Source organism: Rhizobium sp. CCGE531 (assembly GCF_003627795.1).
In the GTDB taxonomy this organism is placed as follows: Bacteria; Pseudomonadota; Alphaproteobacteria; order Rhizobiales; family Rhizobiaceae; genus Rhizobium.
The window spans coordinates 139,771-156,132 of the sequence record NZ_CP032686.1 but is presented as its reverse complement, the minus strand read 5'-3'; the positions used below and the strand labels follow the sequence as shown (position 1 = coordinate 156,132).

The window sequence follows — 16,362 nt, the reverse complement described above, 5'->3', positions numbered from 1 at the left end:
ACGACCCTCACCGTTCCGTGAGCGCTTCGGAGCGCGCCTTGTTGATCGGCTTCATCAGATAGGCGAGAATCGCCTTGCGGCCTGTCACTATCTCGGCGGAAGCCACCATGCCGGGGATGATCGGATAGTGCTTGCCGTCTCGCTCCAGCGCCGATTTGTCGGTCTTGATGCGCACGAGGTAATAGGTTTCGTTCTTGTCCTTTTCGACAAGGCTATCGGCGGACACATTGACGACCTTGCCGTCCAAAGCACCGAAGATAGAGAAATCATAGGCCGAAATCTTAATGACCGCCGGCTGGTCGACGCGCACGAAAGCAACGTCGCGGGGTGAGATCTTCGCCTCGATCAGCAGAGTGTCCGCTGTCGGGACGACACCAGCGATGACCTTGCCGGCGTCGACATAGGCGCCGATCGTATTGACCTCCAGCGTATTGACGATGCCGTCCACCGGTGACCGGATATCCGTATGCTTGACCCGATCGGATGCCCCGCGGATCGTCTCGTCGACGACCGAAAGTTCCGACAGTGCCTGTCCCTTGTCGGTCAGGGCCTGCTGGCGCAGCTGCAATCCAAGGTCGGCAACCTGTAATGTCGCCTCCTTGACGGCCGCTTGCAGGCGATCGAGGCTTTCGACGTAGACTTTAAGCTGCCCTTGCAGGTCGACAAGCTCTCGCTGGACTTTGAGAACCTCCGTTTGAGCAACGAGTTTTTTCTCACCAAGCGGCTTCAGCAGATCGTATTGCTTCTGGGCGCCGGCGATGTTTTGCGTCAGGCGGTCTATGTTGGCGTGGGCTTCGTCCAGCTCGTTCTGATGCTGCTTCAGGCGCTGATCGAGAACATCGAGCTTATTGTTATAAGAAGCGCGATCCGCCTCGAAGAGCTTTTCCTCGTTGTCGCAGACGTTTTTTGCGGTGGCAAGAATATCAGCCGGACAGACGAACTGTGCGTCGAAGGCACCTGCCTCCTCCAGGGCCAGGCGCTCAGCCTTGGCACCGAGCGCGCGAGCCTTGGCAACCGATTCGCCGAGCGTAGACGCCGTCGTTGTGTTGTCGAGCTGGACCAGAATATCGCCCTTGTGGACGACTTGCCCGAGATTGACATTGATCTGCTGGACGATACCTGGTTCGGACGATTGCACGATCTGCGTCTTCGATACCGGTATCACCTTCCCTTCACCGCGTGCGATCTCGTCGATATCGGCAAAGGCCGCCCAGGCGATGAAAGCAACGATCATCAGGGCACAAAGGCCAAGGATCAGCCGGGCGAAGAATGGAGGATTGTCGTGGATGTCGTGGCGAGATGCACCCATCATTGCACCGCCTTGCGCTGCATCGCCTCGATGACAGCATTCTTTGGTCCATCGGCGATGATGCGGCCCTTATCGATGACGATCAGCCGGTCGACGAGCTCCAGCATGCTGTGGCGATGGGTTGCGACCAGCAGCGTCGTTTGCGGGCCGAATGCATGGCTCAGCCTGCTGATCAGATGGCGCTCGCTTGCCAAATCCATCGCCCCCGACGGCTCATCCAGGAAAACGATCTTCGGACGGGTCAGGAGCAGGCGAGCTATGGTCAACGCCTGTTTTTGGCCGCTCGAGAGGTTCGCGCCGCGCTCGCCGACCGGCATGTCGAAACCGCGTGGGTGAAGGGCAACGAATTCTTCTACGCCGGTCATGCGCGAAACGGCCAATAGTTCCTCGTCGCTGGCATCAGCACGGCCGAGCAGCAGATTTTCCTTCACGGTGCCGGAGAACAGGTCCGACGACTGGCCGGCGACAGCCACGGCAGCGCGCACCTCCGCCATGTGATACTGGCGTATATCGACGCCATCAATCAGCACGCGGCCGCTGGCCGGCTGGAAGAGCCCGTCGAGAAGCCGGCCGAGTGTCGTTTTGCCCGAGCCAATGCGGCCGATGATCCCGATCTTTTCGCCAGGTGCAACCGTGAAGGATAGCTGGTTGATGACCGCCTGGTCGGAGCCAGGATACTGGAAGGAAACGTCCTGGAAGCTGAATCCGCTGCTAGTGATCTGCCGATTGACGAAGCCGACGGTCGACGGCCGGTCATCAGGCTGTTCCATGATCTTGTCGAGAATGCGCAGCGACATGGTGGCCTGGCGGAACCGCGCAAGCGTCATGGCGATCTGCCCGAAGGGCGCGCCCGCGCGGCTCGCCAGCATGACAGTGGCGACGATCGCACCCATGGCGATTTTTCCATCGGCAAATTCATACGTGCCCGCGACGACGATGAGTACGCTGACCATCTGCTGGAGAAACACCGTCATGTTGATGGCGTTCGACGAGATGTGCTTGATATCCTCGCTGGTGCGGCTCGAATATTTCGTCAGCTCCTGCCAGCGGCGCAGCATGGTTGCCTCGGCGCGCAGGCTTTTCAATGTCTCGATCGTCGAAATCGTCTCGACGAGCATCGATTGGCGGCGCGATGCCTCGTTCGTGGCCGTTGCCATGCGCTTGCCAATCTGGGCCTGCGCAACGAGCCCGATTGTCACTGACAGAACGAAGGCGACGGCCGGAATGATCACGAGCCAACCCGCGATCAGATAGATGACGACCAGGAAGATCACGACGAAAAGACTGTCGATCAGCACGCCGATCGTGTTCGAGGTGAAGAACTCGCGCACAAATTCATATTGTGTCACGCGATTGGCATATTCTCCGGTCGACAACGGGCGAGACGCCAGCGTCGAATTCAGGATCTTGTCGAAGATCAGCTGTGACAGCCGCAGATCCGCCTTGCGACCGGCATAGTCGATCAGCAATGCGCGGGCCGTCTTCAAAAGAAAATCAAAGAGATAGGCCAGCGAAATGCCGGCGGTCAGCACCCAAAGTGTTGGGAACGCCTTGTTTGGCAGAACCCGATCGTACACATTCATGGTGAAGAGCGGCGAGGCCAGCGCGATGATGTTGATAAAGAGCGCCGCCAGCATGACGCGGGCATAGGTTCGCCAGTAGGGCACCAGCGCCGTCGCAAGCCAGTGACGCTTCTCAATCTCCACCGCATGGCCGATGCGTGCCTCTTCCGAAGCATTCTGGTAATAGAGGGTGAAGGCAAAGGCAGATTGCGGATTGAGCGCGGCAAGCTCCTCTCGCGCCAAGAGGTTCGACGCTCCGGCGATCGGCGCGATATCGGTGACGTAGGAGCCGTTTTCGGCCGTCTCAAGCAGCGGTAGCACGCCGCCACCGGCGAAGGTGACAATGGCGGGACAGTCGAAATTACCCAGTCGGCAGTCTCGTTCCTTATGCTTCAGGACCTGCAGACCAATACGTTCCGACAGCCGCTCGACATCGTCGAGGTCCATAGCCTCCAAAATTTCGTCTGGAACGCCCGAAAACAGCACGGTATCCGAGTTCGGGCGACCGTAAAACGCAGCGACCGATTTAAATGCCGACTTGAAAGTCCGCAGCGATACGCTCGCAAACACGTCAGGTGCTACGTTCAACATGAACCACTATCCAATTCGGATCGTAACGATTAACGAATCGGCTCGAGCAGATCGATCGGCAGGCCGGGCTTCTGGTGCGAGTCGTATTTGGTATAGCCAGGATCAGCGGTATTCGACGACACAGCGAACTGATCACGGGCATAAGGTGTCGCCTGATCGACCGGTTTCAGCTTCATCGTCGACAACAAGCTGCCCGATGCTGCCAGAATCTTGTATTCGGCAAAGAGCGAGGCGACCTCTGCCGTCTTGGCCAAAACCTCGGTGTTGAAGCGAGTGTTCTGGGCATCCAACAGATCAAGCAGCGAGCGCTGGCCCACCTTGAATTGCTCGCGATAGGACGATACGAGCTGCGCATTTGTTTTGGCTTGCCCATCCAAGATATGCGCTAGCTGAGCCTGGTTGGTACGCTCGCTCCAAGCGGAACGGACAGACTCGTCAACCTCGCGATAGCTCTGGCTTAGCGCAAAACGCTGTTCGGCTGCGCGACGAACCAGTTCCTGCTGATGGGCGGTATCGATACCGCCGTGATAAAGGTTCCACTTGGCGACTACACCGACCTGAACGTCGCTGGTGTTACCCTTGTTGCCGTCGACATCATCGCCAATGCGGGCGCTGCCGACGAGGTCCAGCCGCGGCAGGAATGCAGACTTGGAACCGCGGACGTCCGCGTCAGCGGCATTGACGTCAGCCTTGGCCGACGAGATCTGCGGATTGTTCTTTTGAGCGATGAAGACAGCGTCATCGAGCGTCTTCGGCAAGTAACGCGCCACGGAGGCCGGACGATTTGCATTGCTGATCGGCTCGCCGACAACCTGGAGAAAGCGGATCTTCGTCGCGTCGAGCTCCTTCTTTGCTTCCTGAAGGCGGGCATTCGCCGCCTGCAGGCGTTCACGACCCTGAAGACGATCGGCATCCGTGAGAGCGCCGCCCTTGATGCTATCCTCGATGTTGCCGACCATCTGCTTGTGGAAGGCGACGTTCTTTTCAGCAGCCGCTACGATCTCCATCTGCAGTTGATACTCGAGATAATTCTGGGACACTTCCAGCGCTAAAGCCTCCGAGCGCTGTTGAACGCGGAAGGATGCACCGTCGACACGGGCCGCCTGCTTGTCCTTCTGCGCCTTGCGGTCGCCCCCATCGAATAACGTCTGCGTAATCGTCAGGCTTACATCTGCGGGATTTAGGTAATCATGGGTACGCGACAAGGCTCCGGATGTTACATCCGACAATCTACGGCGACCGTAACCAGACTCGAGGTCGACTGATGGTAAGTAAAGCCCCCTTGCCTGGCGCAATTGGAACTCGGTTGCTTCCCGATCCTGCGCCGCCTGCATGATCTGTGGGTTGGTTTTCATTGTCTTTTCAATCGCCTGCTGCAATGTCAAAGCACCAGCAGAACCACTTGATAAAGAACTTATGGCCATCGAAATTCCGATTGCCGCCATCAATCGCATCTTATAAGCCAAAACTACGCCCCTTCGCCCACTTATACTTTATAGATACATTTTATAAATCTTATTCACCTACGAACGTAGACGACATCACGTCTATTTGTAAAATAGATTCCGATTTAATCTCCTGAAACAGTTAATGTCGGAAAGGGCAAGCTTTCGTGGTGGAAATCTATTGACTATTTTTGGACCATTCACAGAGTCTATGTCGCTGTCGCATGATCGCAACAATTCCAACCATCAACCATACAGAGAATATACATAACTTTATCCACCAAAACGCGCAGGAAGGCGATTTAAAACACTCGGAAAGTTCGGCAATATTAGAAAATACTCATCGGCGCGCGAGTGCACCCAAGCATGGATGTCATTGAACCGCGATCAGCCAAATGGCGGGATGTGACACGCCGCGTGTATTTTAGACATTTTCAATATTTGATTGCCAAAGGCGGCAAATTAGTTCACGTTTCAGGCATGTTCGATATCGCCTGCCCGTCGTCGCCCATAATGATCCTGACAGGTACTTCCGCCGCCAGGATGTAAGTAAGCATCAAATAACGACCGAGACGCTGCAGCGAAAACAATTGCTTATTGTGCTTATCGGCATCATGACCCATGCCGATTGACACGCTGAAGATGAAACACGCCAGAGGCCATGGATCGAGATGAAGCGCTGGGGTTCTCTCGCAGACTGGACACCAAGCGCAAATAACCGTTCCTGATATTCGTTCGGACAGTTAATTGGTGAAGACAACTGTGCAAAACAACAAATTTTACCGGATTTCTTAAGCCGGTTTTTTCGGGCCTCTGTTTAGCTGACGAAGCATTAAGAACGGGGATAACTCCGATATGATTCTACAACGGCGACATCCCTCCGCCACCATTTTCAAAGCCCTGCGGAGGGCCACACTCGGCGCGCTATGCGCCGTGGTCGGTTCCGTTGGTCTTTTACTTATATTAAACTTATTGATGCCGGATCGACCATTTTTGGTCGGATTTGTCGGTGCAGCACTTATTTCCGCATTTGTGGCGTTTCCGCTGCTTTTTACCCTGCAGCTCAACAACGCCGTCGTCCGCAAGATGCAGGAAAACGTCACCCAGGCGGCGCGCTACGACAGCGTGACGAAGACGCTGAACGGTACGGCCTTTGCCGCGGCGGTCGAGCACTTTATCGACCGGCGCAAGCATGCCGACACCGATACCGGCGGCATCATCATCGCCGTCATCGTCGATACGCTCGACGACATCGGCCGCCGCTACGGGCTGCAATGGGCCGACACGGTGATGCAATCGCTTGCCTCGATCATCCAGTCTTCGGTTCGTCGCGGCGATCTCGTGGCGCGGCTTGCGACCAACGAACTCGGCATCTTCCTGCCTGGCGCCACGATCGAGAACGCCTGCGACATCGGCACCCGCATCCGCGCAGGCGTCGCCGCGGCCACCTTCAGCGCCGACGGCGCGCCGCTTTCCCTCGCCATCCGCCTCGGCGGCATCTCCTTCGACGGCCCGGCCGACTTCAACCAACTCCGCCAGCTCGCCGACCAAATGGCCTTCGAGCGCGGCGACGACAGCGACGACATCCCGATCAGCGTGCTGCCGGCCGCATGAGGCTGGCAACCCCACTACTGCGGCAGCAGCGGCATAGGCCCAAACAGCGAGACCCGTCTTTGATGCCGCGTCAAAGCCGATCGAGATCCGCGCGATCTGGCGCTATTTCCCTTTCAAAGTCAGCCTGCGCGAAGTCGAAGAATTGATGCTCGAACACGGCGTTGTCGCGATGACCCGCAGTTGGTTCAAAATTGCGAGGCATCTCATAGGCCTGCCTCCACCCGGCCGGGTCGCCGCCGGGCGGAAAGAAGGTCAAATCAGGGCGGAGCTCAACAACCCACGGGCAGCGGCGACAAGTTCACCGCTGCCACAGATTAAGTCACTCAACCGGCTTGATCGAGGCGACGATTGCCTTGACTTCAGCATCGTGCTTGTCTTCTTCCCCCTTGTCTCCCCAGTACGTCACCACGAGAGCGTTGTCAGCGCTCACCTGCACGATGAGCAAGCCGACACTGACGGGGCCGTCTTCATCCTTACCATCCCACTCCAGGGTGGCCATCTGCATACCGTTGACGTCGGTAGTGGGCGTCTCTTTTTGAGTAGAGGGGTCGATCGTTACTTTGTTCTTTGCGAGAAAATCGATCGCACCGGTGACAACTTTCTCCATGGATTTGCCGCTGGCGACCTCGGCTGAAAGATAGACCGCAGAATCGTCCGAGGTTCCCTGGATGCCGCCGTCGGTTTCCTCCGGCTTCCAGCTATCTGGAATGGTGATACTTGCGACGGGCTTGTCACCAGGAAATGTCAAGGTAGCAGCGTGCGCCGTGAGAGGAGACGTTAATGCAAGCAAGGCCAATGCGATGATTTTCTTCATGGTAGAATCCTTAGAGCTTAAAGCCGATATACAGGACGGCCATGAGACTTTTAAATTCAACATATTAAGATCGTGACCACTTGGCGAACAAAGGAGCAAGATTAAAGGGAACAAATCCGACCGAAATATGCTGTTGTTACTGGCGAGCTCATTCAGATATCAATCTTTAGTCGTATGACGTATCTTCGTAATCGATAGTTGCGCAAGGATAGTTAGGTCATAGATGTTAAATTCCACACTAAATTTACTCCAAATCCCGTTTCGCGATGGCCCACAGCTGGTGGGAAATAGCAAAGAACTTCGTAGATCCTCCCCGCCTGGCCGAGTCAACGTCGGCCGAAGCGACCAGCACACTCTCAACCTCAGCCAGCGGCGCGCAGACGCAATCAAGGAAATCCTTGCCGTAACCTTCGCGGTTGCGCCTACTCGTCTCTTTGCGGTTGGCGTCAGAAAAATTCCCCGATTGCCGGCTCGAAATCGGAAGCAGGCGATAATCGTTGCTTTCAACTCTTCAATCTCGGCGCCTTACGAGAAAACCTTGAAAATCAGGGAGACACACATGGAGGACGCCAATCAGGAGCGAGCCGGATCATGCGTTGTTTGAGCTCTTGAAGGGAATCGAATGGCAGGGAAAGCTCTTTCGCATCTTGGTACCGACCGCCAATCTGCTCATTGAACCAAAACAGCAGAAGCGCCACGGTTCCCGCTGCGATCCCCTGTCTAAACTGCTCAATAGCGTTCAGCTGCCTGTGGTTGGTGAAGACCGATCTCGACATAAATACTGATGACGTCGTCGTCCTCGGCTTGAGGCGACCAAACAAGCCTAACCACCATGGTTGCGAGCGGCGTTCAATTTCTGGCGGGCTTTTTCTTGGGTCGCCTCGAAATCAATAGCCTTCGGTGCACCACTAGCCTTGCCTTTAGCCCACAATTCACGCAGATGCTCGATGTCGTTCTTCCGGGTGGCCCATTTTGCAGACCAATCACGCACAGCTTCGCGGACAATTTCGCTGCTGCTGGCATTGGCGCCGCTTTCGACCGCATCGCGGAGGAGCTCAGCTTGCTGAGGCGTTACTGCGATGCTGACCTTTGAGACATTCGACATAGCTGTCCTCTCGACCTTTCGGTAGGAAAGCTTGCCACCGAACCAGTTCCTTAGCAAAGTGTCGTTTTGCATTTAATCAGGCTCATCTTCAATTTCTGGGATTCAGCGACAGCATTCTCGCCCTCATCAGTTCTGGGCCGGCGCAGCCGTACATTGCTCGCTTCAACATCTTGAGGCGGTTGGACTGCCCTTCGGCTTGACCGTTGCTCCAGCACACAAAGCTACTTTCGCCAGTTTCCATGCTAGGCTGCCTGTCAGTGATTTGGACCGAAGCACCAAACTCGGTCGACAATCTTCTCAAATCTTGCCGCTCAAAGGGATTTATGAAGTGACGCAGACGCGGGAGTTGGTCGACTGGATCATAGCTATGGGCCTGATCAGCGACAGCATCGAAGAAATCCTGACCGGAGTTTCAGAACGGCTGACCAGGCTCGGCTATCCACTCGTTAGGGCATCGATAGCCATGCCGTCCATTGATCCGCTTCAGAAAGGCTCTTCAGTTTCCTGGTCGCGGTCATCGAGCATCTCGCTCGAAATACAAGAGCACGGCGAAGCGGGTGACGCGATGTTTCGCCGCTCGCCTATTTCATATCTTCTTTCACGAGACATCGAGGTTGGGCGCTGGAGGCTGCCGCCCGACGGTGACGCAACCGGGTTTCCGCTGCTAAGCGAACTAACCGATCTTGGGGCAACCGACTACCTGGTGAAACTTGCCCGGTTTCCCGGGGGAACCGCGCTGGCTGGTATCGGCTTCTCATTGGCTGTCGATAGCCCGGAGGGGTTCTCCGACAGCCAGATTGCCGCCCTGGATGAATTTCTACCTGCCCTCGCCCTCGCCTGCTACCGCATCGCGGCAATGCGTGTCGCGACCGACATGCTCGCCGTTTATACCGGAGCCCGCACAAGCGGCCGCATCCTCAGCGGCCAGACGCGGCGCGGCAATGGTGAAGCCATCCATGCTGCCATCCTGCTTGCCGACATCAAGAGCTTCACGGCGCTCAACGAACGTTTTCCGCCAGAGCGTATCGTCGGTTGGCTGAACGAGCATTTCGACGCAATCGGGGGGCCGGTTGAGCAGTTCGGCGGCGAGATCCTCAAATTTATGGGTGACAGCCTGCTTGCTATCTTCCCAACTGATATTGAAGAGCCGGCTAACGCGTGTGAAAGGGCCTTGTCCGCCGCGAAGATGGCAATCGAGGCGAATGCAACGATCAACCGGGCACGATTGGTTTCCGAGAAACCCGAGCTCCTCGTCGATATAGTTCTGCATATCGGAGACGTATTCTATGGAAACGTCGGAGCTGCCCGCAGACTTGATTTCACGGCAATCGGCAGAGCTGTCAACGAGGCGGCCAGGATGGAGAAGTTGTGCGATACGGTCGAACGCAACCTGTTGGCCTCCGAACTATTCGCTTCGCACGTCCAAAACGGATTTGAACGGCTCGGATTTTTCACGTTGAAGGGTGTGAGCCAGCCTGCCGCAGTTTACGGTCTATCACGTGACCCAGACTGTTGACTATCGCCTCGACGTGCCCCTTTCTGTCGCGTTTGCACGGTGAATTGGTCACACCTCAGCGGGACTTTCAACTTGTCAGCATTCAGTTCATATAGGTCTACGACAAGGGGGATCGTGGGTATGGGGAAAATCGACGTGGCATCCGAGGGTGCGGAAGACGCTCGTACAGTTTCGGCGACTGTCTCTGCCTCCAAACCACCCGTCTTCAGCTCAGCCGCAATTTTGCAAAAGTCAGCAGACTTCAACTCCGAGCTTCACGCTCGACCGTCGATTTATTTCAACGGTCCGGCGATCGTCGAGCACTTGGCGTTCATGCCCTTAGATGGAGCGATCAAGGAGTTCCACGATACCCTCGAAGTCGACGGCGGCGTTTCCGTAAGGGTTGAGCGGCATACTGAGTTCGTGACGGTAACACGGGTTCGGAAGCTAGAGTCCGAGCCGGAGCGTTGGCCAGAACCTGACCTCGTGGAAGGTGATTTCGCGCAGCTCGCGGGATTGATTTCTCCCCTGCTTGTTTGCCACGTCAGCATCCTCGTCCTTGGGAGCCCTCCTAATGAGCTAGGACCGATTCTGAAAGCCTTTGGCTTTGGCGATTGCGCCGCATCATCGATCGGCGGTGGCTCGGCGCAAGTTTGTTCCGATTTTCGCGTTCGGGATGATAACTCAAGCAGGATCATCTTGTTCAACAAGGACCTGAACGCACATCGCCTGGGGCGAATGGTACGCCGCATCTTTGAGATCGAAACCTACAGGTCGATGGCGCTCCTCGGATTGCCGGAGGCGCGGCGCCTAGCGCCGCTTCTGGGTGGTTATGATGCGGAACTCGTCCAACTGACGAACCGAAACTTGATCACACCTGCAAATGCACACAAGCAGCTGCTTGAGGAGATCACCATCCTCTCATCGCACATCATTTCAGCGAGTGCGGAGACCAGAAACAGGTTCGGAGCAACCGCTGCTTACGCGAAGATTGTCGAAGAGCGCGTTGCTTTGTTGCGGGAGACTCATGTTATTGGCTTCCAGCGCTTCGGCACCTTCGTAGAGCGGCGATTTAAGCCCGCGGTTCGCACCTGCGAGGCAACAGCGTTGAGGCTGGATCAATTATCGAGAGCTACGATGCACCTGCTCGACCTGCTGCAAACGCGGATTCAAGTGGAGATCGAGTTCCAGAACGCGACGCAGATCCAGGCAATGGCCGAGCGGGCTGCCACGCAAGTCAAGATCCAACGTGCAGTAGAAGGATTTTCGATTATTGCAATCAGCTATTACCTGCTGAGTTTGCTGAAGTTTATTTTCGAGACTGCAGATCATGCAGGGTTCCACTTGAATCCCCTAGTGATGCTTGTCGCCATTCCGGTGGTTGTGGGAACCGTCGTCATCAGCATTCTACGCGTCAAGCACGCTCTCAAAGCCGAGACCTGACACAGCCATCGAAAATTTGCCGGATGCAGGTCTTGTTGACGAGGGCAGCGTGAGATCTTCCGACAGTCGGATAATGAACTACTTCAAGACGAGCGTTAGGCTCCGCGCATCCCCGTCTTCATCGATGGTCCGCGCCGCAGCTGTTACGCCTCATCAATTTCGGGCATCAAAACAGGCCGGATCTGAGCTGATCATTTTCTAAAAGCTTGTAATTTAAAGTACACTTGGAAGCATACCTCTGCCCTACTGTCCCGTGCTGCCTGAACTTGACAAACGCGGTCATGGAAATCTTCGAGCCTGCCGGCCAATTTAAAGTACGATCTTGGCTGATTCTAATTTACGCGACGGCTATCTGATACCCGTAAGCAAGCCCCAACCGCGGGCCTGTGCTACTACAACTGCAAACGTTTCACGCACGTAAAGGCGGGCGTGAGCCCGGCTCTGCGTACGAACATGAAGTGGCGGTAGCGTTTCAGTGTACGATGCCTGGCTTCTCGTTTGCCCTCACAATGGCGTCCGCTTCCTTGCCGTATAGTTCCTCGAAGTGATCGAAGGTCTTGGAAAAATAACCAATGCCCTGCGTCGCCGAGCGCAGCGCCCGCGCCAGATCGTCAAGTGCGCCGCCCGGAACGAGCGCCCGGAAGATGTCCCATCCCTTGGCGGTTTCATCACGGTCGAAGCCGAGAACCTGGCCGTTGAGGGCTGAGACGATCTGGACGAGGCTGCCCGAATAGACCGACGGGATGTGGAACTCGCTGCGGAAGACCGGCTGCATCAAGACGGTCGATCCTTCGGAAAGCGCCTGGCGCACCCCCATTTTCGACGCAGTCCGGAAGGCGTGTTCCGAACTGTCGACAGTATGGTGCTGACCATCTGACAGCGTTACGCCGACATCGATGACTTCGAAGCCTAGCGGTCCTTTCTCCATCGCTTCGCGCGCGCCCGCTTCGACGGCGGGGATGTAATTGCGCGGAACGGCGCCGCCCTTGACGGTTTCGCCAAAGGTGAAGCCCTGGCCGCGCTCGTTGGGGTGAATGCTCAGCTTCACATCCGCGAATTGCCCGGCACCGCCGGTCTGTTTGCGATGGCGGTAATGAACCTCCGATGGTTTCGTGATCGTCTCGCGGTAGATCGGGCTGGGCGTTCGGTCGGTCACGGAGATGTGAAAGACATCGGACAGCGTTCGGCAGAGATCACGCAGATGCACCGGCCCCTGGGCGCGGACGAGTTGAGCGCCCGTGCCTTCCTCCTGCAAGACTTTCAGGCCGCGATCCGTCTCGGAAAGTTTCGCCAGCGTTTCGGAAAGTTTGTTCTCATCGCGCTCGCTGCCCGGAATTAGGATCCTTTCAAGCATCGGCGTGGGTGGTTCCGTCCACTCAGGCGGAGCGACCACCGCGCCGGGGGTCAACAGCGAAGGGACGCGCAGATGGTCGGACTTGACCGTCGCGAAGACATCCCCCGGCGCAGGCAGAACCGCCGAATTGGACCGCCCGTTTGCGAGACTTTGTACGGCGCCGAGGCTGGAGCCGCCCAGTGATGCGCCTTGCCGCAGTCCCTCGCCAAGTGCGCGCACAAGCACCGTCTTGCCGACATTCTGGCGATGATAGGCATGGAAGCTCACGGCCACCAGCTTGCCTTCATCGACAGTTCCCGCATGAGCGAGACGCTGCCGAAGAACCCCTACCGGTGGCGCCTCGTGGCGCAGCGCCTTCATCAGCCTCGTCATGCCGTTGCCGTGACTTGCAGCACCGATCAGGACCGGGATAATCCTGTTTTCCCTGAGAACCCGTGATGAAATGGCATAGAGCGCGTCGCTGGGTGGCTCGCGGTCCTCGATCAGTTCCTCGAGAAGCCAGTCATCGAATTCGGACAGGTGTTCCAGGAGCTCGGTGCGCGCTTCGTGCTCGCGTTCGGCGGTGCTTTCGGGGATTGCGATCAGCGCCGAAGTCTGGCCTTCCCGGTAGCGCCACGCCCGTTCCGAAATCAGATCGCAACTGCCGATGATCCTGTCCCCCTCGCGGATCGGGATCTGGCGAAGCAAAAGGGTGTGGTTGGCGTAGTCTTGAAGCGCGGCGATCACGTCCCTCAGCCGCCCTCTCGGTTCGTCCATCCGGTTGACGAAGAGGATGCAAGGCGTCCCCGAGGCTTCGACTATCCGCAGATAGGGCGCGGCGAGCACAGCCTCCTCGGGTGCCGATGAAACGCACAGGATGCAGGCGTCGCTGGCAAGAAGCGCGTGCTGCGCATGCGCCAACGCTTCGTTGGGTCCTGGCGCATCCAGTGCACACCACGCCTCGTTTCCGAAGGTGAATTCTGTGAGGTTCAATCCATAAGGGGAGCTGGATTTTCTCGGCGTCCCCTCCAGGGAGCCGAGCTTTTCCACGACTGTCGATTTTCCGGTCTGCGAGGGTCCAAGCACGGTAAAGCAGCGCATCGGCCTTCCTCCAACTGCCATAAACACAATTTTCAGCCATCATAGGATGCCCTGAACCGCCGCAAGGCGCCAGAGGGGTGATGTCAGGTTAACTAGGGCGAGCAGGCTTTCAGCAGGCTGGTTTGATTAGGCTACCGTCCCAGTGACCGCCTTCCAATGTGCCATCGCTCCGAGGCGATGCAAATGGACGTTGATGGCTGAGCGTTTGGAAAGTGCAGGGACGAAAAGGTTTCGGACCGCGGAGAAGACGCTGACGAAATATTGTAAGGCACCTGGAGAGCGGAACCGCTGCATCGCCCGCTCCCGTTTTCGCAGCGGCAGGTGCGAGTTTTCAGCGTGGTTGTTCAACCCTTTGTGCGATCGATGCTCGACCGTCGACATGATCTGGCGCCGTGCAGCACCGTAAGAGCGGAGTCTGTCTATGACGATACGCTTGGGCAGGCATCCTGCTTCTTCATCAGCCGGATCAAAAGGCGCTTGGCAGCCTTGGTATTGCGGCGAGCCTGGACGATTTCGTCGAGAACGTAGCCGTCTTGGTCGACAGCACGCCAGAGCCAGTGTTTGCGCTACCGATCGCCACCACCACTTCGTCCAGATGCCACGCGTCAGTTAGGCTCGCCGCTTTCCGACGCAAGCCGCCGGCGTAGTCCGGGCCGAATTTCTTTGCCCAACAGCGGATCGTCTCATAGGAAACGATTGTGAGAACTAGCTTCTTCGGTATCCGAACACTCAGGCAGCCTTGAAAGCCGCCGTTGCGGTCCTGTAGGCGATCAGATCTTCGATCGTGACAAGATGAAGGCCATGCCGCTCGGCGAACGCCTCGAGTTCGGGAAGACGGGCCATCGTGCCGTCGTCATTCGCCACTTCACAGATGACGCCGGCCGGCGAAAGGCCGGCAAGCCTGGCAAGATCCACGGCTGCTTCCGTATGTCCCGGGCGTGACAGGACGCCGTTTGGATGTGCGCGAAGCGGAAAGATATGACCGGGGCGAGCAAATTCCTCCGGACGCGCACCATCCCTGACGAGAGCCTGAACCGTTGCCGCCCTGTCGGCGGCGGATATTCCGGTGGTCGTTCCCGGGATGTAATCCACGGAAACGGTGAAGGCGGTCTTCAGAGCCTCGGTATTGCGCGGCACCATCAACGGAATGTCCAGCTCGTCGAGCCTTTCGCCTTCCATCGGAACGCAGATAAGACCGCGGGCATGGTTCATCATGAACGTGATCGCCTGTGGCGTAACTGCCTCGGCCGCAACTACCAGATCGCCTTCGTTTTCGCGGTCACGATCATCGACGACAACCACGATCTCGCCCCGCGCAATTGCTGCGATCGCATCTTCAATTTTCGAAATTGCCATTTTCCTGCCTTTCAAGGGTTGCCGTTCAGAACGGCGTGCATGGCCTGTCAAAGCCACCATTTTCCCTTGGGCGAACAAGCATGTGAACGCCACCATGAAGCGGCGTCTCCTGCGTTGCTCTCTTCCATCCGGACTATGACCGTCGGCTCCGGCATCTCACCGGATCTGCTGACCCTTCCGAAATTCGGAAGGCGCTCGCGGGCTCCGAGTTGCCTCGATACCGCCGGTGGGGAATTACACCCCGCCCTGAGAACATCTCTAAGATAGTTGATGATTGTTTCGTTCTGCAAGGGGCTGACCGCGCTTCCGCTTTCGAAAATTTGATTTCGCGGTGGAAGCACAGTTCTTCTTTATTGAACGAAGCTAGGACATGATCAGACCACCATCAACATTGATCGTCTGGCCGGTAATGTAGGCCGCATCGTCGCTGGCAAGGAAAGTGACGAGACCTGCAACGTCCTCTCCGGATCCAGCTCGTCTCATCGGAATGCCTTCGACCCATTCCTTCATGAGTTCGCCGGGACCGTAATTGCCGAGCAGCTTGCCCCACGCCTGGTCGTTATAGGCCCACATGTCGGTTTCGATGATGCCGGGACAAAAGGCGTTCACGGTAATGCCCTCGGTCGCGACTTCCTTTGCAAGGCTCTGGGTAATGCCGACGACGCCCATCTTCGATGCCGCATAATGCGGCGTATAGATGAACCCGTCACGCGCCTGGCCGGAGGCGGTATTGATGATGCGGCCGCCGCGTCCATGCTTGCGCATGCGGGCAATCGCCTCTTGCGCGCACAGGAAGACGCCCTTGGTATTGACGGCCATGACCTTGTCCCATTCGTCCTCAGTCATATCCTCGACACGGGCAATGGTGATGACGCCGGCATTCTGAATGGAGATATCGACCCCGCCGAACGCCGTCTCGGCGGCGTCGTAGAGACCCTTTACGCAGGCCTTGTCCGTCACGTCGCCGACGAAGGAAATCGCCTTTCCGCCACCAGCCTTGATCTTATCGGCAACAGCATGGATTGAATCCTCGTTGGCGGAGACCACCAGGTTGGCACCCTCTCGCGCAAAGCGCCCGGCGATCGCGGCGCCAATGCCGCGGCTGGCGCCGGTGATGACGACGGTCTTGCTTTCGAAGCGTTGCATTTTCCATTCCTTTCGCGGTGACAGCCATGCCAAGCGCCGGCTCAAGGG

General features: G+C 57.1%; 12 protein-coding genes, 1 pseudogene and 1 riboswitch. Of the genes and pseudogenes, 3 read left to right on the top strand and 10 right to left on the bottom strand.

Features of this window, described 5'->3' with window-relative positions:
* Positions 1 to 7: 7 nt before the first annotated feature.
* From CCGE531_RS27010 to CCGE531_RS34455, 4 genes are all read right to left on the bottom strand, one after another.
* On the bottom strand, positions 8 to 1,312 hold the full coding sequence (locus CCGE531_RS27010; RefSeq protein ID WP_120669677.1) for an HlyD family type I secretion periplasmic adaptor subunit: 1,305 nt from the start codon (positions 1,310 to 1,312) through the stop codon (positions 8 to 10).
* Complete coding sequence (locus tag CCGE531_RS27005; RefSeq protein WP_120669675.1) at positions 1,309 to 3,462, bottom strand: type I secretion system permease/ATPase; 2,154 nt, start codon at positions 3,460 to 3,462, stop codon at positions 1,309 to 1,311. The genes CCGE531_RS27010 and CCGE531_RS27005 overlap by 4 nt, the downstream gene beginning before the upstream one ends.
* Before the next feature lie 29 nt (positions 3,463 to 3,491).
* On the bottom strand, positions 3,492 to 4,907 hold the full coding sequence (locus CCGE531_RS27000) for a TolC family outer membrane protein (RefSeq protein ID WP_120669673.1): 1,416 nt from the start codon (positions 4,905 to 4,907) through the stop codon (positions 3,492 to 3,494).
* Positions 4,908 to 5,374: 467 nt separating this feature from the next.
* Positions 5,375 to 5,530 carry a hypothetical protein gene (locus CCGE531_RS34455; protein WP_162944042.1) on the bottom strand — a complete coding sequence of 52 codons (156 nt, stop codon included), beginning with the start codon at positions 5,528 to 5,530 and terminating at the stop codon, positions 5,375 to 5,377.
* A gap of 370 nt (positions 5,531 to 5,900) precedes the next feature.
* Here CCGE531_RS34455 and CCGE531_RS26995 point away from each other — a divergent pair, with 370 nt between their 5' ends.
* Positions 5,901 to 6,521: a diguanylate cyclase gene (locus CCGE531_RS26995; RefSeq protein ID WP_245459462.1), complete on the top strand. Its 621-nt coding sequence runs from the start codon at positions 5,901 to 5,903 to the stop codon at positions 6,519 to 6,521.
* 319 nt (positions 6,522 to 6,840) lie between these two features.
* Here CCGE531_RS26995 and CCGE531_RS26985 read toward each other — a convergent pair whose 3' ends face one another.
* Together CCGE531_RS26985 and CCGE531_RS26975 are read right to left on the bottom strand one after the other, a co-directional pair.
* Positions 6,841 to 7,335, bottom strand: coding sequence for a histidine kinase (locus tag CCGE531_RS26985; protein WP_120669667.1), 495 nt, complete (start codon positions 7,333 to 7,335; stop codon positions 6,841 to 6,843).
* Between the two features lie 823 nt (positions 7,336 to 8,158).
* Positions 8,159 to 8,440, bottom strand: a complete 282-nt coding sequence (locus tag CCGE531_RS26975; protein WP_120670552.1) for a type II toxin-antitoxin system ParD family antitoxin — start codon at positions 8,438 to 8,440, stop codon at positions 8,159 to 8,161.
* A 367-nt stretch (positions 8,441 to 8,807) separates the two neighbouring features.
* On the opposite strand from CCGE531_RS26975, the gene CCGE531_RS26965 reads away from it, so the two are divergent.
* Positions 8,808 to 9,956, top strand: a complete 1,149-nt coding sequence (locus CCGE531_RS26965) for an adenylate/guanylate cyclase domain-containing protein (RefSeq protein WP_245459455.1) — start codon at positions 8,808 to 8,810, stop codon at positions 9,954 to 9,956.
* A gap of 135 nt (positions 9,957 to 10,091) precedes the next feature.
* The gene (locus tag CCGE531_RS26960) at positions 10,092 to 11,378 is read left to right on the top strand and encodes a DUF3422 domain-containing protein (RefSeq protein WP_120670549.1); all 1,287 of its coding nucleotides are present in this window, start codon (positions 10,092 to 10,094) and stop codon (positions 11,376 to 11,378) included.
* Between the two features lie 472 nt (positions 11,379 to 11,850).
* Here CCGE531_RS26960 and CCGE531_RS26955 read toward each other — a convergent pair whose 3' ends face one another.
* From CCGE531_RS26955 to CCGE531_RS26940, 4 genes and pseudogenes are all read right to left on the bottom strand, one after another.
* Positions 11,851 to 13,812 carry an elongation factor G gene (locus tag CCGE531_RS26955; protein ID WP_120669665.1) on the bottom strand — a complete coding sequence of 654 codons (1,962 nt, stop codon included), beginning with the start codon at positions 13,810 to 13,812 and terminating at the stop codon, positions 11,851 to 11,853.
* Between the two features lie 126 nt (positions 13,813 to 13,938).
* Positions 13,939 to 14,557: pseudogene (locus CCGE531_RS26950) on the bottom strand (IS6 family transposase); the annotation flags it as partial.
* Positions 14,542 to 15,168, bottom strand: a complete 627-nt coding sequence (gene ribB, locus CCGE531_RS26945) for a 3,4-dihydroxy-2-butanone-4-phosphate synthase (RefSeq protein ID WP_120669663.1) — start codon at positions 15,166 to 15,168, stop codon at positions 14,542 to 14,544. The pseudogene CCGE531_RS26950 and the gene ribB, both read right to left, overlap by 16 nt.
* A 112-nt stretch (positions 15,169 to 15,280) precedes the next feature.
* Positions 15,281 to 15,426, bottom strand: a riboswitch (FMN riboswitch).
* 105 nt (positions 15,427 to 15,531) lie between these two features.
* A complete protein-coding gene (locus CCGE531_RS26940; RefSeq protein WP_120669661.1) occupies positions 15,532 to 16,314 on the bottom strand; it encodes a glucose 1-dehydrogenase in 783 nt (260 codons plus the stop codon).
* Between the last annotated feature and the right edge of the window lie 48 nt (positions 16,315 to 16,362).